18 protein-coding genes are annotated in these 13968 nt (G+C 60.4%); 10 read left to right on the forward strand and 8 right to left on the reverse strand.

Annotation, left to right across the window (positions count from 1 at the left end; genetic code table 11):
- Position 1: 1 nt before the first annotated feature.
- The 3 genes from HX868_RS05860 to HX868_RS05870 form a co-directional block, all read right to left on the reverse strand.
- Entirely contained in the window at positions 2-379 is a 378-nt protein-coding gene (locus HX868_RS05860) for a type II toxin-antitoxin system VapC family toxin (protein ID WP_177002222.1), read from the reverse strand.
- Positions 376-735 (reverse strand): type II toxin-antitoxin system Phd/YefM family antitoxin, encoded by a 360-nt coding sequence (locus HX868_RS05865; protein WP_246355485.1) that lies wholly within the window; start codon positions 733-735, stop codon positions 376-378. The genes HX868_RS05860 and HX868_RS05865 overlap by 4 nt, the downstream gene beginning before the upstream one ends.
- Positions 736-876: 141 nt before the next feature.
- Positions 877-1809, reverse strand: coding sequence for a LysR family transcriptional regulator (locus tag HX868_RS05870; protein ID WP_061449448.1), 933 nt, complete (start codon positions 1807-1809; stop codon positions 877-879).
- Between the two features lie 118 nt (positions 1810-1927).
- On the opposite strand from HX868_RS05870, the gene HX868_RS05875 reads away from it, so the two are divergent.
- The 3 genes from HX868_RS05875 (at position 1928) to HX868_RS05885 (ending at position 3133) form a co-directional block, all read left to right on the forward strand.
- Positions 1928-2416 carry a DMT family transporter gene (locus HX868_RS05875; RefSeq protein WP_177002223.1) on the forward strand — a complete coding sequence of 163 codons (489 nt, stop codon included), beginning with the start codon at positions 1928-1930 and terminating at the stop codon, positions 2414-2416.
- Positions 2417-2420: 4 nt separating this feature from the next.
- A complete protein-coding gene (locus tag HX868_RS05880) occupies positions 2421-2873 on the forward strand; it encodes a DMT family transporter (RefSeq protein ID WP_068936175.1) in 453 nt (150 codons plus the stop codon).
- Positions 2874-2962: 89 nt separating this feature from the next.
- A complete protein-coding gene (locus tag HX868_RS05885) occupies positions 2963-3133 on the forward strand; it encodes a metallothionein (protein ID WP_177002224.1) in 171 nt (56 codons plus the stop codon).
- 101 nt (positions 3134-3234) lie between these two features.
- Here HX868_RS05885 and HX868_RS05890 read toward each other — a convergent pair whose 3' ends face one another.
- A complete protein-coding gene (locus tag HX868_RS05890; protein WP_177002225.1) occupies positions 3235-3507 on the reverse strand; it encodes a hypothetical protein in 273 nt (90 codons plus the stop codon).
- 146 nt (positions 3508-3653) lie between these two features.
- Between HX868_RS05890 and HX868_RS05895 the strand changes: the two genes are divergently transcribed.
- The 3 genes from HX868_RS05895 to HX868_RS05905 all read left to right on the forward strand — a co-directional run bounded on the left by HX868_RS05895 (position 3654) and on the right by HX868_RS05905 (position 5670).
- Positions 3654-4418: an AraC family transcriptional regulator gene (locus HX868_RS05895; RefSeq protein WP_177002258.1), complete on the forward strand. Its 765-nt coding sequence runs from the start codon at positions 3654-3656 to the stop codon at positions 4416-4418.
- An 88-nt stretch (positions 4419-4506) separates the two neighbouring features.
- Positions 4507-4680: a DUF1427 family protein gene (locus HX868_RS05900; protein ID WP_016977244.1), complete on the forward strand. Its 174-nt coding sequence runs from the start codon at positions 4507-4509 to the stop codon at positions 4678-4680.
- Between the two features lie 30 nt (positions 4681-4710).
- Positions 4711-5670, forward strand: coding sequence for a quinone oxidoreductase family protein (locus HX868_RS05905; protein WP_177002226.1), 960 nt, complete (start codon positions 4711-4713; stop codon positions 5668-5670).
- 81 nt (positions 5671-5751) lie between these two features.
- On the opposite strand, the gene HX868_RS05910 is transcribed toward HX868_RS05905, so the two are convergent.
- The 3 genes from HX868_RS05910 to HX868_RS05920 all read right to left on the reverse strand — a co-directional run bounded on the left by HX868_RS05910 (position 5752) and on the right by HX868_RS05920 (position 8833).
- On the reverse strand, positions 5752-6777 hold the full coding sequence (locus HX868_RS05910; protein WP_177002227.1) for a purine-nucleoside phosphorylase: 1026 nt from the start codon (positions 6775-6777) through the stop codon (positions 5752-5754).
- A gap of 14 nt (positions 6778-6791) precedes the next feature.
- Positions 6792-7739, reverse strand: a complete 948-nt coding sequence (locus HX868_RS05915; RefSeq protein WP_016977241.1) for a nucleoside-specific channel-forming protein Tsx — start codon at positions 7737-7739, stop codon at positions 6792-6794.
- Between the two features lie 155 nt (positions 7740-7894).
- Positions 7895-8833: an AraC family transcriptional regulator gene (locus HX868_RS05920; RefSeq protein WP_177002228.1), complete on the reverse strand. Its 939-nt coding sequence runs from the start codon at positions 8831-8833 to the stop codon at positions 7895-7897.
- A gap of 261 nt (positions 8834-9094) precedes the next feature.
- Here HX868_RS05920 and HX868_RS05925 point away from each other — a divergent pair, with 261 nt between their 5' ends.
- On the forward strand, positions 9095-10354 hold the full coding sequence (locus HX868_RS05925) for an ABC transporter substrate-binding protein (protein ID WP_425504216.1): 1260 nt from the start codon (positions 9095-9097) through the stop codon (positions 10352-10354).
- Positions 10355-10372: 18 nt separating this feature from the next.
- The gene (locus tag HX868_RS05930; RefSeq protein WP_177002230.1) at positions 10373-11146 is read left to right on the forward strand and encodes an L-iditol 2-dehydrogenase; all 774 of its coding nucleotides are present in this window, start codon (positions 10373-10375) and stop codon (positions 11144-11146) included.
- A 105-nt stretch (positions 11147-11251) separates the two neighbouring features.
- Here the strand turns inward: HX868_RS05930 and HX868_RS05935 are convergent, their stop codons facing one another.
- On the reverse strand, positions 11252-11944 hold the full coding sequence (locus HX868_RS05935; RefSeq protein WP_028619814.1) for an NUDIX hydrolase: 693 nt from the start codon (positions 11942-11944) through the stop codon (positions 11252-11254).
- Positions 11945-12091: 147 nt separating this feature from the next.
- Between HX868_RS05935 and HX868_RS05940 the strand changes: the two genes are divergently transcribed.
- Together HX868_RS05940 and pncB are read left to right on the forward strand one after the other, a co-directional pair.
- Entirely contained in the window at positions 12092-12739 is a 648-nt protein-coding gene (locus HX868_RS05940) for a nicotinamidase (RefSeq protein WP_177002231.1), read from the forward strand.
- Between the two features lie 11 nt (positions 12740-12750).
- Positions 12751-13968 carry a nicotinate phosphoribosyltransferase gene (pncB, locus tag HX868_RS05945; protein WP_177002232.1) on the forward strand — a complete coding sequence of 406 codons (1218 nt, stop codon included), beginning with the start codon at positions 12751-12753 and terminating at the stop codon, positions 13966-13968.

The following is a 13968-nucleotide window of genomic DNA, read 5'->3' on the forward strand; positions in this document are numbered from 1 at the left end:
CTCACACCAGGATTGCCAGGGACGTGTATTGGGCGACCTGCGGATCGGCGGTCAATAGCTTCATGGGCTCGCTGATGGCGGTCGCAACGATGAGCCGATCAAACGGATCCTTGTGATGGTGCTCAAGGTCCTTGACCGCGATCACATGTTCTGAGGTGATGGGCAGTTCGACGAATCCGCTTTCCAGGCAGTACTCGCGGATTTCATCCAGATCGACGGTGAGTTTCCCCAGGCCGACCTTGATCGAGATCTCCCAGAATGTTGCAGCGCTGATGTAAACCTCTGCTGCGTTCTCAATCAGCTTCTTGGCTTTGCTGGATAGCTTAGGATCTTCGCTCAGCGTCCAAAGCAGAATATGGGTATCCAGCAATACTCTCATAAGCGGTTGCCTTCGAAGGCATCGAGTAGGTCGTCAGGCAAGGGTGCATCGAAGTCTTCAGGAATGATGAGCTTGCCTTTCATTGCACCGATTCTCCGACCCTTGGATTTGCCGACGGGCACAAGTTGAGCCATCGCACGTCCATGCTTGGCAATAGTAAAGACCTTGCCTGCGGCAGCCTCATCAACCAGCTTCGACAGATTATTTTTCGCTTCACCCAGAGGTACGGTAGTCATGTGGTTATCTCCGTATTTTGGCCAAATATAGCCAAAACTACGGGCGCTATCAAAGACGGCCAGACCGCTGGCTGAAGCGGCTCGCGCAGCGCGCGATATTTTGGGGTAAGTGAATTCCATGGCAGCGCTCTCAAAAAGATATCGTCAGAGTCTGCCGCAGCCTGCAGAGACCAAAAATACTGGCCCGGAAAATCAGAACGGACCTACCTTTTGCTGTAAGGAAATTTCCTTCATGGCGACGTTCTTCTCGACTTGGAAAGGTTACCGATCCCAATACGGCACCGCTCCAAAACACTCCACAAAATAATCAATCACCGTGCGCACCTTCAACGACAAGCGCCGGCTTCCCGGCCACAGTGCTGCAATTTGCTGGGGCTCCAATGTCGTCGCCACGTCGTACTCTGTCAGCACCGCCTGCAGAGTGCCCGCACGCAGACTGTCGCCGATCAACCAAGAGGGAAACACCACCAGCCCCAGCCCTTGTTCGGCGGCGTAGGTGAGCGTGTCGGCATGATTGCCGGTGATCGGGCCCTTGACGCTATAAGGTGTCCAGTCGCCCTGGCCCTTGCGGAAGAACCAGCGTTGCTGGCCGGTAATGCCTTTGTAGGCCAGGCACTGGTGGTTGATCAGTTCGTCAGGATGTTGCGGTGTGCCGTGTCGGGCCAGGTAGGCCGGGCTGGCGGCGATGCGGAAGCGTTGGGGCGCGAAGATCCGTGCCTGCATGCTGGAGTCGTTGAGCACGCCGATCCGGAAAAGTAGATCGGTGCCGTCCTGCAGTGGGTCGACATAGGTGTCGGTTTGCTGGATATCCAGTTGCAGCTTCGGGTAACGCCGGCACAACTCGCCCAGCCAAGGCGAGAGATGGCGCTGGCCGAACACCATTGGCGCATTGATGCGCACCAGGCCGCTGGGTTCGCTTTCCTGTTCCTGCAGCGCCTGGCCGGCGGCTTCCAGTTGTTCCAGCATCAAGCGCGCATGTCGTCCGAGCAAGCGCCCGGCCTCGGTGGGGCTGACGGCGCGGGTGTGACGGTAGAGCAATTGCTGGCCGAGGGCCTGTTCCATCAGCTGGATCTGCCGGGAGATGGAAGAGGGCGCCAGGCCCTCTCGGCGCGCCACTTCGGAAAAGCTGCCCAAGTCCAGCACGGCGACGAACAGGCGCAGCGCCTTGAAGCTCAGTTCATTCAAGCCTTGCATCATGCCTCCAGGCTGTGCGTTTTGCGCAAAGGTGTTGTCGGCATGCTCCCATTTATTGCACAGGACGGCCACCGGATAATGCGCGCCATCCAATCCTTTGTTGATGTGCAGGTGGTGTATGCAAGCAAGTTCCATCGAGGGCGGGGCGTTAGCCAAGCCGAAAAAAAACGTCCTGCGGCTACTGCTTTTGCCGCTGGTGATCCTGGCTGGCATGGGCCTGTCGGTTGAAGCGGGCCTGCTCGGGCCATTGGGTGTGCAGGTCGGGCATTTGTGGGCGACGCTGAGCATCTTTGGTGTGGGCTCGGCCATCCTGTTTCTACTGCTGTTGTTCAGTGGCCCGCGAAAAGGCCCGGCGTTGTCCGAGCTGCCGCGCTGGCAGTTGATCGGCGGTTTCCTGGGGCCGATCTACGTGGTGGTACTGACCCTGGCCACGCCGCATATCGGCATTGCGATGACCATGATCGCGATTCTTTCGGGGCAAGTCGGCAAGAGCGTGCTGATCGATCATTTCGGTTGGTTCGGGGCGGCGCGCAAGCGGGTCAATGGCGAACGCTGGATCGCCCTGGCGTTGATTGTGGTGGCACTTGTTTTGATTGCGCGAGGTTAAGGCGATGAACCTGATTCTGTTACTGGTAGTGGTGGTCGCCGCAGGTGCGGTGTTGAGTGTGCAGGCCGCCATCAATGGTCGCCTGGGCCAGGCGGTGGGTGTATTGCGCGGCAGCCTGGTGACCTTTGGGGTGGGCGCGATTGTCACCGCATTGTTGATCCTGTTCTTTGAGCCCGCGCAGGCGGTGAGCTTGTTGGATGTGCCGAAATGGCAACTCACGGGGGCTTTGTTCGGTGTGGTGTACATGATGGTGATGGTCGGCGCGGTGCCTGTCGTCGGCACGGCGGTGGCGACGGTGGCGGTGATCGTCGGGCAATTGGGCATGGGCATGCTGATCGACAACTTCGGTTGGCTGGGCAATCCGGCGATTGAATTGTCGGGTGCGCGGATTGTGGCGATGGTCTGCCTGGCCCTGGCGCTGGTGTTCATGTACCGCAGCAATACCCGCGCCGACTGACGGTTTGAACCATCGCCGACGGGCCGCAGTCCCTCATTAAGGTGCCGGCGCCCGCCGCACCGGGACGACCAAGATAAAGGAGTCTGACCATGCCAGATAAGACCTGTGCCTGCCCACACTGCAAGTGTGTGCTGGGAGCTGACGCGGTAATGAAGGACGGCAAGGGCTATTGCTGTCAGGGCTGTGCGGAGCACCATGCGCATGGTGAGCCGTGTGCGGCGGCAACTGGGTGCGAGTGCGCTAAATCCTCCAAAGGCTGACGCCACTGTAGGAGCCGGCTTGCCGGCGATGGCGGCCTCAAGATCAGCGTAAGATTTGAGGGCCAATCGCCGGCAAGCCGGCTCCTACAGTGGTTTGGGGGTTACTGACGTTCGAGTTCGAGCCGCAGGCTATGGTCGGCCAGGTGTTGGCGATCCTTTACTACACCATGGGTGCGACGTCCCTCCAGTGCAAAGACCACCGTTTGTGCATCGCGCAAATCGTCCGGCAGCGGTTGGAACACGTTGAGTACCGTCCAGCCAGCTTGGTACTGCAAGCTCACTTGGCATTCCACATGCCGGGTAATCGGCCCGAACAGGGTGTCCTGGGTGTAATCGATCCGCGCCTTGCCGTTGATCGATGGTGTTGAATTCATCGTCTCTCTCCTTGATCAAGCCTGTAGCGCATGCTTCCGAGCTGCGCCGGTATAAGCCAATGATCCCCGTAGCCCGTAAAAATTCACTCGGATTGTCGAACGGTGGTCATTACCATGGCGGCTCACCCTTGATTGATGTGTACATCATGGCCCTGGCTGCGCCTCCCGATCTCAGTGATCACGCCGTCCCTGTACAACCCCTGGCGCGTACCTATCCGCGTGGGCTGTACGTTGAGCCCCATAGCCATGACTGGGGCCAATTGCTCTATGCCATGAGCGGCGTGATGTGGGTCGAGACCCCGCGCGAAGCCCTGGTGGTGCCGCCGCAGCGTGCCGTCTGGCTGCCGCCCGGGGTGGAACACGGGATTCGCGTGGTGTCGGATTTGCAGATGCGCAACATCTACCTGCGTCCGGCCCTGGCGGCCACCTTGGACAGCCAGGTGCAGGTGATCGAAGTCGGAGGGTTGCTGCGTGAGCTGATCGTCACGCTGGTGGATGAAGGCGATAACGGCGATGCGGCGTATTACGATGCGCTGGTCAGCCTGGCCTTGCTGGAGTTGCAACGGGCACACCGCTCGCAGATCCGCATCGCGATGCCGGTGGACGCCGATCGACGGCTGATCAGCGCGTGCCAGGCGGTCATGGCCGCGCCGTCGCTGGAGGTTGCTTTCGAACAGCATGCCGAAGCTGCCGGTGCCAGTGTGCGTACCTTGTCGCGGCTGTTCCAGAACAACCTGGGCATGGGCTTTGCCGAATGGCGCCGCCAGGTGCAACTAGCCACGGCGGTGGCGGAGTTGATCCAAGGCCAGCCGGTCAGTGCCATCGCACGTTCCCTCGGCTATTCCCCCAGCAGCTTCAGCGACATGTTCCGCCGCGAACTCGGTATAGCGCCTTCGCAGTACGTCGGCTGAGGAGTTGGCCGAGATCCTGAAGCACTTGGCCGATGCTTCAGGATTCAGCGCTCTAGACTGAGCGCATCCACCCACAAGGCGCTGCCCCATGAACTACCTCGTTTCCCTCGCCATCGGCCTGTTTGTCGGCGTGATCTACGGCGCCTTGGATTTCCGTTCGCCCGCACCGCCGGCCATCGCCCTGGTGGGCCTGATGGGCATGCTGCTGGGCGAAAAGCTCTGGCCCATGGGCCGGCATCTGGTGGGCACTTGGTTCTCCTGATCTCTTTTTTCACTTCGATGGATATTGGCCATGAAAGCACTGCAATTTTCCGCCACCGGCGACCTCGCCGCCCTGCGCTTCGTTGACGTCGCCACCCCGGTGCCGGCCGCCGGTGAAGTGCTGGTTCAGGTCAAGGCCGCCGGCCTCAATCCCAGCGACGTCAAAAACGTGCTTGGTCGCTTTCCCTACACCACGTTGCCGCGTATTCCCGGTCGCGATTTTGCCGGTGTGGTGGTGGAAGGGCCGCAGGCACTGCTGGGCCAGGAAGTCTGGGGCACCGGCCGCGACCTGGGTTTTTTTGCCGACGGTTCCCACGCCGAGTACCTCACTGTGCCCGCCAAGGGCGTGGCGCATAAGCCCAGCCATTTGAGTTTTGCCCAGGCCGCCAGCCTCGGTGTGCCCTATACCACCGCCTGGGACGCCCTCGAGCGCAGTGGTGTGACCCAAGGCACGCGCCTGTTGGTGATTGGTGCCAATGGCGCGGTGGGCAGCGCCACCCTGGCCCTGGCAAAAATCCGTGGCGCCCAGGTGCTGGCCGCTGTACGTCGGCCAGAGCAGGTCGAGGTATTGCAGGCGCAAGGTTGTGAAGCGATTACCTTAGGCAAACCGGAAGAGCTCGGTGCGCAGGTCAATGCGGTATTCAAGGGCGGCGCCGATGTGATCTTCGACACCACCGGTTTCTGGCTGCCGGCAGCCGTAGCAGGGTTGGCGCCGTTCGGCCGCATCGCGATCATCGCCGCGCCGGTGGACGGTCATGTACAACTGCCGGCCCTGGCGCTGTATCGCAAAGGCGGCTCGGTGGTGGGGATCAACTCGTTGCTCTACAACTGCGAGCAATGCGCGGTGATGCTGGAGCAGTTCGGGCGTTTCTTTGATGAAGGTTTGCTACCGCTGCCTACCGGCCTGCGTGAGGTGGCGCTGGCCGATGGCCTGCTGTGCTTTGAAGAAGTGAACCAGGGCAGCGCAGACAAAATCATCTTCCTGCCCTGACACAAACCTGTAGGAGCCGGCTTGCCGGCGATGGCGCCCTTGAGGCCAATCGCCAGCAAGCCGGCTCCTACAGAGGGATTATTACGCTTCGGGAATACCCTTTTCCCACGCCGACCAGTTCTTGAGGATCGCCTGTACCAGCGGGTTGCCCGTGCGGTACAGGTTCTCCAGTGCCGGCACAAAACCGCCCTGATCCGCGTACTTCAGCAGGTTGTCCACTTCGCTGTAGCCAGGGTACGGGCGGTCGAAGTCCGAGCCTGCACGAACCACCGCCAGGCGCTGGATATCCACCAGGCCTTCGCGGCTGGCGCGCAGCAGGGCTTCGTAGGTGGAGTTGTCTTCCTGTTGGGTGGTGCAGTATTCGCCTTTGTTGTCGGTCAGCAACTTGGTCCAGACTTCGGCGCGTTCGCTCAGGCGTGTGCCGGAGAACCAGGTGTTGCCCGCCAGGGTGTCGCAGCGGGTGACTTGCGGCGGCTGGTTGGCCGGGGCGGCGGGGTAGTGTTTGCGCCAGGCAGCGGACTCCTTGCTTTCGGTCAGCTCCACTTTTTGTGACAAGGCAAACGCCTTGGCCTGCAATTTGGGGTTCAGCTCAAACACTTCGGTCTTGTAGTCCAACGGTGGTTTTTCGTTGGGACCTTTGGTGTTGATGCCGATATAGCCCGTCGGCCAATCCTTGGGCGCGTCCCGCGAATCCAGCTCCCACTGGGTGCCGAATTCCACCAGGTAGTGCGCCCAGGCGGCGGTGCCGATGGTGCCGTGCTTGGGGCTGATGCCGGCGATCCCGGCGATCAGGAAATAGCTCTGGCGCAGGTCGAATTTGGGCGACAAGGCCAAGGCCAGGGTGGACGCGGCGGCGTTGGTCTGGCCCATGCCGGTGACCAGCAGGCACACGTCCTGGGTGTTGCAGCGGATCACCGGGTATTCGGCCGACAACCCTGGCACGCGGACTTCCTGCTTGAGCTCCAGGCGATCGATCCAGGTTTGCGCCTCAGGGGCGAACATGGTGATCAGCATGACCTTGGGTTTGATCGGTGCGGTATCGGCCAGCACCACGTGGGGCAGCAGCGCCAGGCCGACAGCCATGGAGAGACGGGTAAACGCGTTCATCTAAAGCTCCTCTATCAGAATTGGTAGCCCACGCCGGCGTAGTAACCCCAGCCATCGGAACGGGCGCGGAAGTTGCCTTCGCCGAAATTCAACTCACTGCCGTCTTCCCAGTTGCCACCGTTATGGAAGTAACGGCCGACCAATGTGAAGCGCAGGTGGGTGAACGAGTACAGCAGCACATTGGTCGCGACCAGGGAGTTGGCGGTGCGCGCCGGGTTGTCCTTGTGCAGGTCGGAGCCGAAATCGTAGTTGGTGAAGCCGATGTAGGTCAGCGAAGCACCGTTATCGAATTTGCCAATGGGCACGATGTACTTCATCTGCGCACGGTAGCCATCCCATGAATATTCATTGCTGGCGCCGTAGTTTTCCCACTGGTAGCGCCCGTAGAAGTTGGCCGAGAGGTTCACCCGCGAGTGGGTGTCGATGTCGGTGCCGAGGCCGCTGTACAGGGTGTTGGCGCGGTTTTCCTTGCGGCTGCCATGGTCGTAGATCCAGTCGAACGCCACGTACCATTCTTTGAACGGTCCGATGGCCAGGCTACGACCCGCCAGGTAGTCGATGGAGATACGCGGCTCATGTTCCATGAACACCGGCGAGCCATGGTCCCACACGCCTTTGTCATTACTGTTACCGATGGTGAGGATCTTCGGCACGTCGATGTAGCCGTACAGCTCAAAAGGCCCTTTGCGGCCGAAGTACTCGTATTCCAGGTAGACATCATCCTGTGGCTTGGGGCCGAAGCTGATGTCTTTACTGCCGATCAATGTCAGGTCCTGGTTGAACCAGTCCGACAGGTACACGCCTTTTTTCGCCGGGCTGGCTTCAGGGCTGAGGGTTTCGCCCTGTGCTGAGTCATCCACGGGTTTTTCCTGCGCCAAAATGGGGGCGCTGAGTACTCCCGTAACGGCGGCCAGTAGCAAGGAAACACCAAAGGAGGCAGGACGCCTTGAGGTGAAGTGCATTGAAAATCCCTATTCGTACGCGGTTTGAACCCGATTCTTCGGGTAAGGGTGAACTTGGCTGGCAAGTTCGTACCGCAAACGTTTGCACAGGCTGTACCAAGTTTGCTCAATCGGTTGATCAAATTGAAAAAAACCGGATTTAGTCGACCTTTTGGTCAGAATTGACTGGGTGTCATTTTTTCAATGTGCTGGAACAAATGCATCGCGGTTTCCCGTCGATAGTCGCTCGGCGTCTGGTGCATTTCGATACGGAAGTGCCGGTTGAAATTCGACAGATTGGCGTAGCCCACTTCAAAGCAGATGTCCGCCACCGACATGTCGCTTTGCAACAGCAGCCGGCAGGCGCGCTGTACGCGAAATTTGCGCATCAGGTCAATAAAGCCGTGGCCGGTGTTGCGCTTGAAAAAGCGTGAGAAGCCCGGTTCGCTCATCTCCAACTGTTGCGCAATCACCGACAAGCGCACATCGCCGGTCAGCTCGCGCATCAGATAATCGAACGCCTTGTTGATGCGTTCGGCGCTGCGTGCATCCAACGTCGGCGCATAACACGGGCTGGCCAGTGCCTTGGCCTGTTGTGGCGGGGCGTTCTTCAGGGTGTCGAGCAACTGTAGAAACAGGATCAAGCGTTGCAGGCCGTGGGCGCTGCCGATGGCTTCCATCAAGTGCGCAGCCTGCAACGCGGTGTCGCCGCTGAATTCCAGCCCGCGCCGGGCACGCTCGAACAGCGGTTGCAGGTCACCGAGTTCCGGCAGGGTCTTGCGCAGGGCGAGGAGGGCGGCACCGTCGAATTGCAACACCACGTCGCGCCCGCTCAGGTATTCGCCGGGCGCCAGTTCACCGATCCAGTCATGGGGCAGGTCGGGGCCGATCAGGGCCACATGGCCGGCGCTGAACGCACCGATATAGTCGCCCGCTACCAGTTTGCCGCTGCCTTGTCGGATCAGATGGATTTCAAATTCGGGATGGTGGTTCCAGCGCGCCAGGTCGTAGGGGTAGTCATGTTCGAACCAGCGGAAGCAGTGGTCCGGCTCGGGCAGGATCACTTCGAGTTCGGCGGGGCGGTGCTCGAACAGCTTGGCGCGGCTGATGGGCATGGCGGGGTTCTTATGATGCTTGGAATCGCTCCAAAATACGCGCCTCAGTCATGAGCGCGCTACCCCTGGTTTTGCCTGGCACTGATACTTTTTTAACGTTCATATCCAGGTTAAAAAAGTATCAGTCGCCCATCCTCCAGGCGTTTGTGGGGTCTTGGCCAAGCTGCTGTAATCGGCCCTCAACAACAAAAACAACAGGTAGAAACCGCTATGTCCAAGCTCCCGCAAGCGTTGTTCCTGCTTTCCGGCCTGGCGCTGGCCATGCCCAGCCACGCCGCCAACACCGTGACCATCGCCACGGTCAACAACAGCGACATGATCCGCATGCAGCGCCTGTCCAAGGTGTTCGAAGCGCAGCACCCGGACATCAAGCTCAACTGGGTGGTGCTGGAAGAAAACGTGCTGCGCCAGCGCCTCACCACCGATATCGCCACCCAAGGCGGGCAGTTTGACGTGCTGACCATCGGCACCTACGAAACCCCACTCTGGGGCGCCAAGCACTGGCTGGAACCCCTGACCCAGCTGCCGGCGGATTATGACGCCGACGATATCTTCCCCTCGGTGCGCCAGGGCCTGTCGGTCAACAACACCCTGTACGCCTTGCCGTTCTACGGCGAAAGCACCGTCACCTACTACCGCACCGACCTGTTCAAGCAGGCCGGGTTGAGCATGCCCGCGCATCCTACCTGGACGCAGCTCGGCGAGTTCGCGGCCAAGCTCACCGTCAAGGACAAGGGCCAATACGGCATGTGCCTGCGCGGCAAGGCTGGTTGGGGAGAGAACATCGCCTTGCTGAGCACCATGGCCAATGCCTTTGGTGCACGCTGGTTCGACGAGCAGTGGAAGCCCGAGCTGACCAGCCCCGAGTGGACGGCGGCCGCCAACTTCTATGTCAACACCCTCAAGCAATACGGCCCGCCGGGTGTATCCAGCAATGGTTTCAACGAAACCCTGGCGCTGTTCAACAGCGGTAAATGCGCGATCTGGGTCGATGCCAGCGTCGCCGGCTCCTTCACCACCGACAAGAGCCAGAGCAAGGTCGCCGACAGCGTCGGTTTCGCTGCCGCGCCCACCGAAGTTACCGATAAAGGTTCTTCGTGGCTGTATGCCTGGTCCCTGGCAATTCCGGCCACGTCCAAGCACAAGGACGCTGCCAAGGCCTTCATTAGTTGGGCGACGTCCAAGGATTACATCCAGTTGGTTGCTGATAAAGAAGGCATCACCAACGTACCGCCGGGCACCCGACAATCTACCTACAGCGAGGCGTACTTGAAGGCTGCCCCGTTCGCCCAGGTAACCCTGGAGATGATGAAGCACGCCGATCCCGCGCACCCTTCGGCCAAGCCCGTGCCGTACGTGGGCATCCAGTACGTGACCATTCCCGAGTTCCAGGCCATTGGTACCTCGGTCGGCAAGCTGTTCTCTGCGGCGCTGACCGGTGGCATGTCGGTTGACCAGGCCCTGCTAGAAGCCCAGTCCACCACCGAGCGCGAAATGAAACGCGCCGGCTACCCGAAATAACTTCAACAGGACTTTTTCATGAAACGACTTGAAGGCAAGAGCGCGCTGATCACCGGTTCGGCGCGTGGCATCGGCCGCGCCTTTGCCCAGGCCTACATCGCCGAAGGCGCCACCGTGGCCATCGCCGACATCAACCTGCAACGGGCCCAGGCCACGGCGGCTGAGCTGGGCCCACAGGCCTATGCCGTTGCCATGGATGTCACCGACCAGGCGTCCATCGACAGCGCGATTGCCGCTGTGGTGGCCCAGGCGGGCAAGCTGGATATCCTTATCAACAACGCCGCGCTGTTCGACCTGGCGCCCATCGTCGACATCACCCGCGACAGCTACGAACGGCTGTTCTCGATTAATGTCGCCGGCACGCTGTTCACCTTGCAGGCCGCTGCGCGGCAGATGATCAGCCAGGGCCACGGCGGCAAGATCATCAACATGGCCAGCCAGGCCGGGCGCCGCGGCGAGCCGTTGGTGGCGATCTACTGCGCGACCAAGGCGGCGGTGATCAGTTTGACGCAATCTGCGGGGTTGAATTTGATCAAGCAGGGGATCAACGTCAACGCCATCGCACCGGGTGTGGTGGATGGCGAGCATTGGGATGGGGTGGATGCATTGTTTGCCAAACATGAGGGGTTGGCGCCGGGCGAGAAGAAAAAGCGGGTAGGGGGCGAAGTACCGTTTGGGCGGATGGGCACGGCGGAGGATTTGACCGGGATGGCGGTGTTCCTGGCCTCGAAAGAGTCCGACTACGTGGTGGCCCAGACTTACAACGTCGATGGCGGCAACTGGATGAGCTGACCCAAAAAACCTTGTAGGAGCCGGCTTGCCGGCGATGAGGCCCTTGAAAACTGCGCAATGCCCAAGGCCGCCATCGCCGGCAAGCCGGCTCCTACAGGGGGTGGTTCACTCGGCAAAACTGCGATCAAAGAAATAAATGTCCCCAGGCTTCAGTTTCTCCACCGTCGCCTGGGGCCTGCCGCCCTCACCATTCTTCTTGCGCCCCGTCTCGCGCAGGTACCCCGCCTCAGTCAGCTTCAGCAAGCGCTGGCGAATACTGGTCTTCAATACCGGCCGCGCCAGCACCAGGGAAAAGATCGTGGTCGCTTCCGGCGCGCTGAATTCATCGCCCAGGAACATCAGCGGCAAGCTGCTGTACAGCGATTTGGAAAACAAGCGTTCCTGCACGGCGGCCACGATGCTGTTGTGATCGAACGGCAGCTTGATGCTGCCATCCGCCACCCCCGCCAGTGAAAACCAGGCCTGATGCTCACCCAGCTCCACCTCATCCGCCACGATCGCCAGGTAGTAAGTGGACGATGACCAGCAGCGCGGATCACGAAACGCATCCCCCACCGTGCCCACTTGCTCGCTCCAGGCCAGATCAAGTCCGACCTTGTCACTCGCGCGCAAGCGCTCCACCGCGTCCTTGAGGCTCAGATCTTGCACGCCGCCATTCACCACCACGCCCGGCAGCGCCCAGTGCCCGGCGAAGGGCTCGGCGTCGCGTTTGTTCAGCAGCAATTTCAGTTCCCCGGAGGCGCGGCAGTAAAACAATACGCACAGGTCGACGGTGTGGAGGTAGGGGCTCAGGGGCATGTTGACGTCCTTCTAGACAGCGATGACGCACAGTCTAACCAATCGAGCAGATATGTCATGTACTTGAGCCTGCATAGATAACCAAATGTTTCTTGCAATGAAAGTACATGACGTGTACTTTTGTTTTCAGGCCACAGGAGAATCGCCATGACCCTCGCGAAAACTGCCATTGCTTCATTCGATGTCGACGCCCAGAAGAGCTTCACGCCGCTGTGCCCCAACGAATTGCCTGTGGCCGGCGGCGACCAGATCGGTGCCGAGCTCAACTACATGGCGAGTCTGGCCGGCCATCGTGTCGGCAGCAAAGACGCCCATACCCCGCACGCGCCCTGGGTGGTGTCGCAGCACAGCGAGATGCTGCAAGCCACCGGCCTGGCCCACGCCGATGTGACCTGGGTGAGCCATTGCGTGCCGGGCACCGAGGGCTTCACCTTGCTCGACGAGTTGCCCACGCCTTATGACTACGACTACTTCATCTGGAAAGGCGTCGAACCCGACCTGCACCCCTACGGCGCCTGCTACCACGACCTGCACGACAAACTCTCTACCGGCGTGATCGAGTACCTGAAAGCCCAGGGCGTGACCCGCGTCATCGTCGGCGGCCTGGCTTTGGACTACTGCGTCAAGACCACCGCCTTGCAACTGCTCAAGGCTGGCCTGGAAGTGGTTCTGCACTTGCCGGCGTGCCGGGGCATTACGCAGGAGGGCGGTGTACAGGCGGTCAACGAGTTACTCAAGGCCGGTGCCGTCATCAGCAGCACCCGCGAAGAACTGGCCGCGATGGCCGCGCGTTAAGGAGACACACCATGGAAAGTGCCTACGACTACGAAACGCCCGTTATCCAGGGGTTGCTCGACACCGACTACTACACCTTCACCATGATGCAGGCCGTGTTGCACCAGTACCCCAATGTCGATGTGGAGTACAACTTCATCGTGCGGTCCAAGGAAAAGCTCGGCCACCTGATTCCCGAAATCCGTGCCGAGTTGGAGCAACTCGCCAGCCTGCGTATGCGCGAAGGTGAGCTGCGCTTTCTGTTCAATCCACGCTTTCGCGAATACCTCACACCGGACTACGAGCGTTTCCTCGGCCTGTTCCGCTTCAATCTGCGCTACATCCATGTCAGCGAAATCGACGGCCAACTGAACATCCGCGTGGTCGGCCCGATGCTGCACTGCATCATGTTCGAACAGCCGGTCCTGGCCCTGGTCAGTGAGCTGCGCAACCGCAACAAATACCCCGACGTGATCCTGGAAGACGTCACTCGCAAGCTCTACCAGAAGTTCGACTGGCTGCAGAAAAACCTCAGCCGCGAAGAACTCGCCGACCTGCGTGTGTCCGACTTTTCCACCCGTCGCCGCCTGTCGTTCAAGGCCCAGCGTGAAGTGGTCGACATCATGCGCCGCGACTTCCCCGGCCAGTTTGTTGGCACCAGCAATGCGCACCTGGCCTACGAATTCGACCTACCGCTGATCGGCACCATGGCGCACCAATGGCTGATGGTGCACCAGCAACTGGGCCGCCTGCGCGAAAGCCAGAACGCCGCCCTGGAAAACTGGGTGCGCGAATACCGTGGCCGCCTGGGTATCGCCCTGACTGACTGCATCAGCACCGACTTTTTCCTCAAGGACTTCGACCTTTACTTCGCCAAGCTGTATGACGGCCTGCGCCAGGACTCCGGCGACCCGATCATCTGGGCCGACAAAGTGCTGGCCCGCTACCAGCAACTGGGCATCGATCCGATGACCAAGGACCTGATGTTCTCTGACGGCCTGAATTTCGAAAAATGCCTGCCGATCCTGCGGCACGTGCGCGGCAAGGCCAAGTTCGGCTTCGGCATGGGCACCAGCCTGGCCTGCGACGTGGAGGGCGTCGAACCGCTGAGCATCGTGATGAAACTGGTGCGGGTGCACGGCGAACCGGTGGTGAAATTTTCGGATGACCCGATCAAGAACGTCTGCGAAGACGCCTCGTTTTTGCAGTACGCAGCACAAGTGTTCAATGTCGGCAGCGTGGAGGTGTGA

The organism is Pseudomonas reactans (assembly GCF_013385825.1).
Taxonomy (GTDB): Bacteria; Pseudomonadota; Gammaproteobacteria; order Pseudomonadales; family Pseudomonadaceae; genus Aquipseudomonas; species Aquipseudomonas reactans.

Coding starts and splice junctions, on each gene's coding strand:
- pncB (WP_177002232.1), top strand. CDS start 12,751: ATGGAAAGTGCCTACGACTACGAAACGCCCGTTATCCAGGGGTTGCTC.
- HX868_RS05905 (WP_177002226.1), top strand. CDS start 4,711: ATGAAAGCACTGCAATTTTCCGCCACCGGCGACCTCGCCGCCCTGCGC.
- HX868_RS05890 (WP_177002225.1), bottom strand. CDS start 3,507: ATGAATTCAACACCATCGATCAACGGCAAGGCGCGGATCGATTACACC.
- HX868_RS05900 (WP_016977244.1), top strand. CDS start 4,507: ATGAACTACCTCGTTTCCCTCGCCATCGGCCTGTTTGTCGGCGTGATC.
- HX868_RS05930 (WP_177002230.1), top strand. CDS start 10,373: ATGAAACGACTTGAAGGCAAGAGCGCGCTGATCACCGGTTCGGCGCGT.
- HX868_RS05910 (WP_177002227.1), bottom strand. CDS start 6,777: ATGAACGCGTTTACCCGTCTCTCCATGGCTGTCGGCCTGGCGCTGCTG.
- HX868_RS05870 (WP_061449448.1), bottom strand. CDS start 1,809: ATGCAAGGCTTGAATGAACTGAGCTTCAAGGCGCTGCGCCTGTTCGTC.
- HX868_RS05920 (WP_177002228.1), bottom strand. CDS start 8,833: ATGCCCATCAGCCGCGCCAAGCTGTTCGAGCACCGCCCCGCCGAACTC.
- HX868_RS05915 (WP_016977241.1), bottom strand. CDS start 7,739: ATGCACTTCACCTCAAGGCGTCCTGCCTCCTTTGGTGTTTCCTTGCTA.
- HX868_RS05935 (WP_028619814.1), bottom strand. CDS start 11,944: ATGCCCCTGAGCCCCTACCTCCACACCGTCGACCTGTGCGTATTGTTT.
- HX868_RS05925 (WP_425504216.1), top strand. CDS start 9,095: ATGCCCAGCCACGCCGCCAACACCGTGACCATCGCCACGGTCAACAAC.
- HX868_RS05885 (WP_177002224.1), top strand. CDS start 2,963: ATGCCAGATAAGACCTGTGCCTGCCCACACTGCAAGTGTGTGCTGGGA.
- HX868_RS05865 (WP_246355485.1), bottom strand. CDS start 735: ATGGAATTCACTTACCCCAAAATATCGCGCGCTGCGCGAGCCGCTTCA.
- HX868_RS05940 (WP_177002231.1), top strand. CDS start 12,092: ATGACCCTCGCGAAAACTGCCATTGCTTCATTCGATGTCGACGCCCAG.
- HX868_RS05895 (WP_177002258.1), top strand. CDS start 3,654: ATGGCCCTGGCTGCGCCTCCCGATCTCAGTGATCACGCCGTCCCTGTA.
- HX868_RS05860 (WP_177002222.1), bottom strand. CDS start 379: ATGAGAGTATTGCTGGATACCCATATTCTGCTTTGGACGCTGAGCGAA.
- HX868_RS05880 (WP_068936175.1), top strand. CDS start 2,421: ATGAACCTGATTCTGTTACTGGTAGTGGTGGTCGCCGCAGGTGCGGTG.
- HX868_RS05875 (WP_177002223.1), top strand. CDS start 1,928: ATGCAAGCAAGTTCCATCGAGGGCGGGGCGTTAGCCAAGCCGAAAAAA.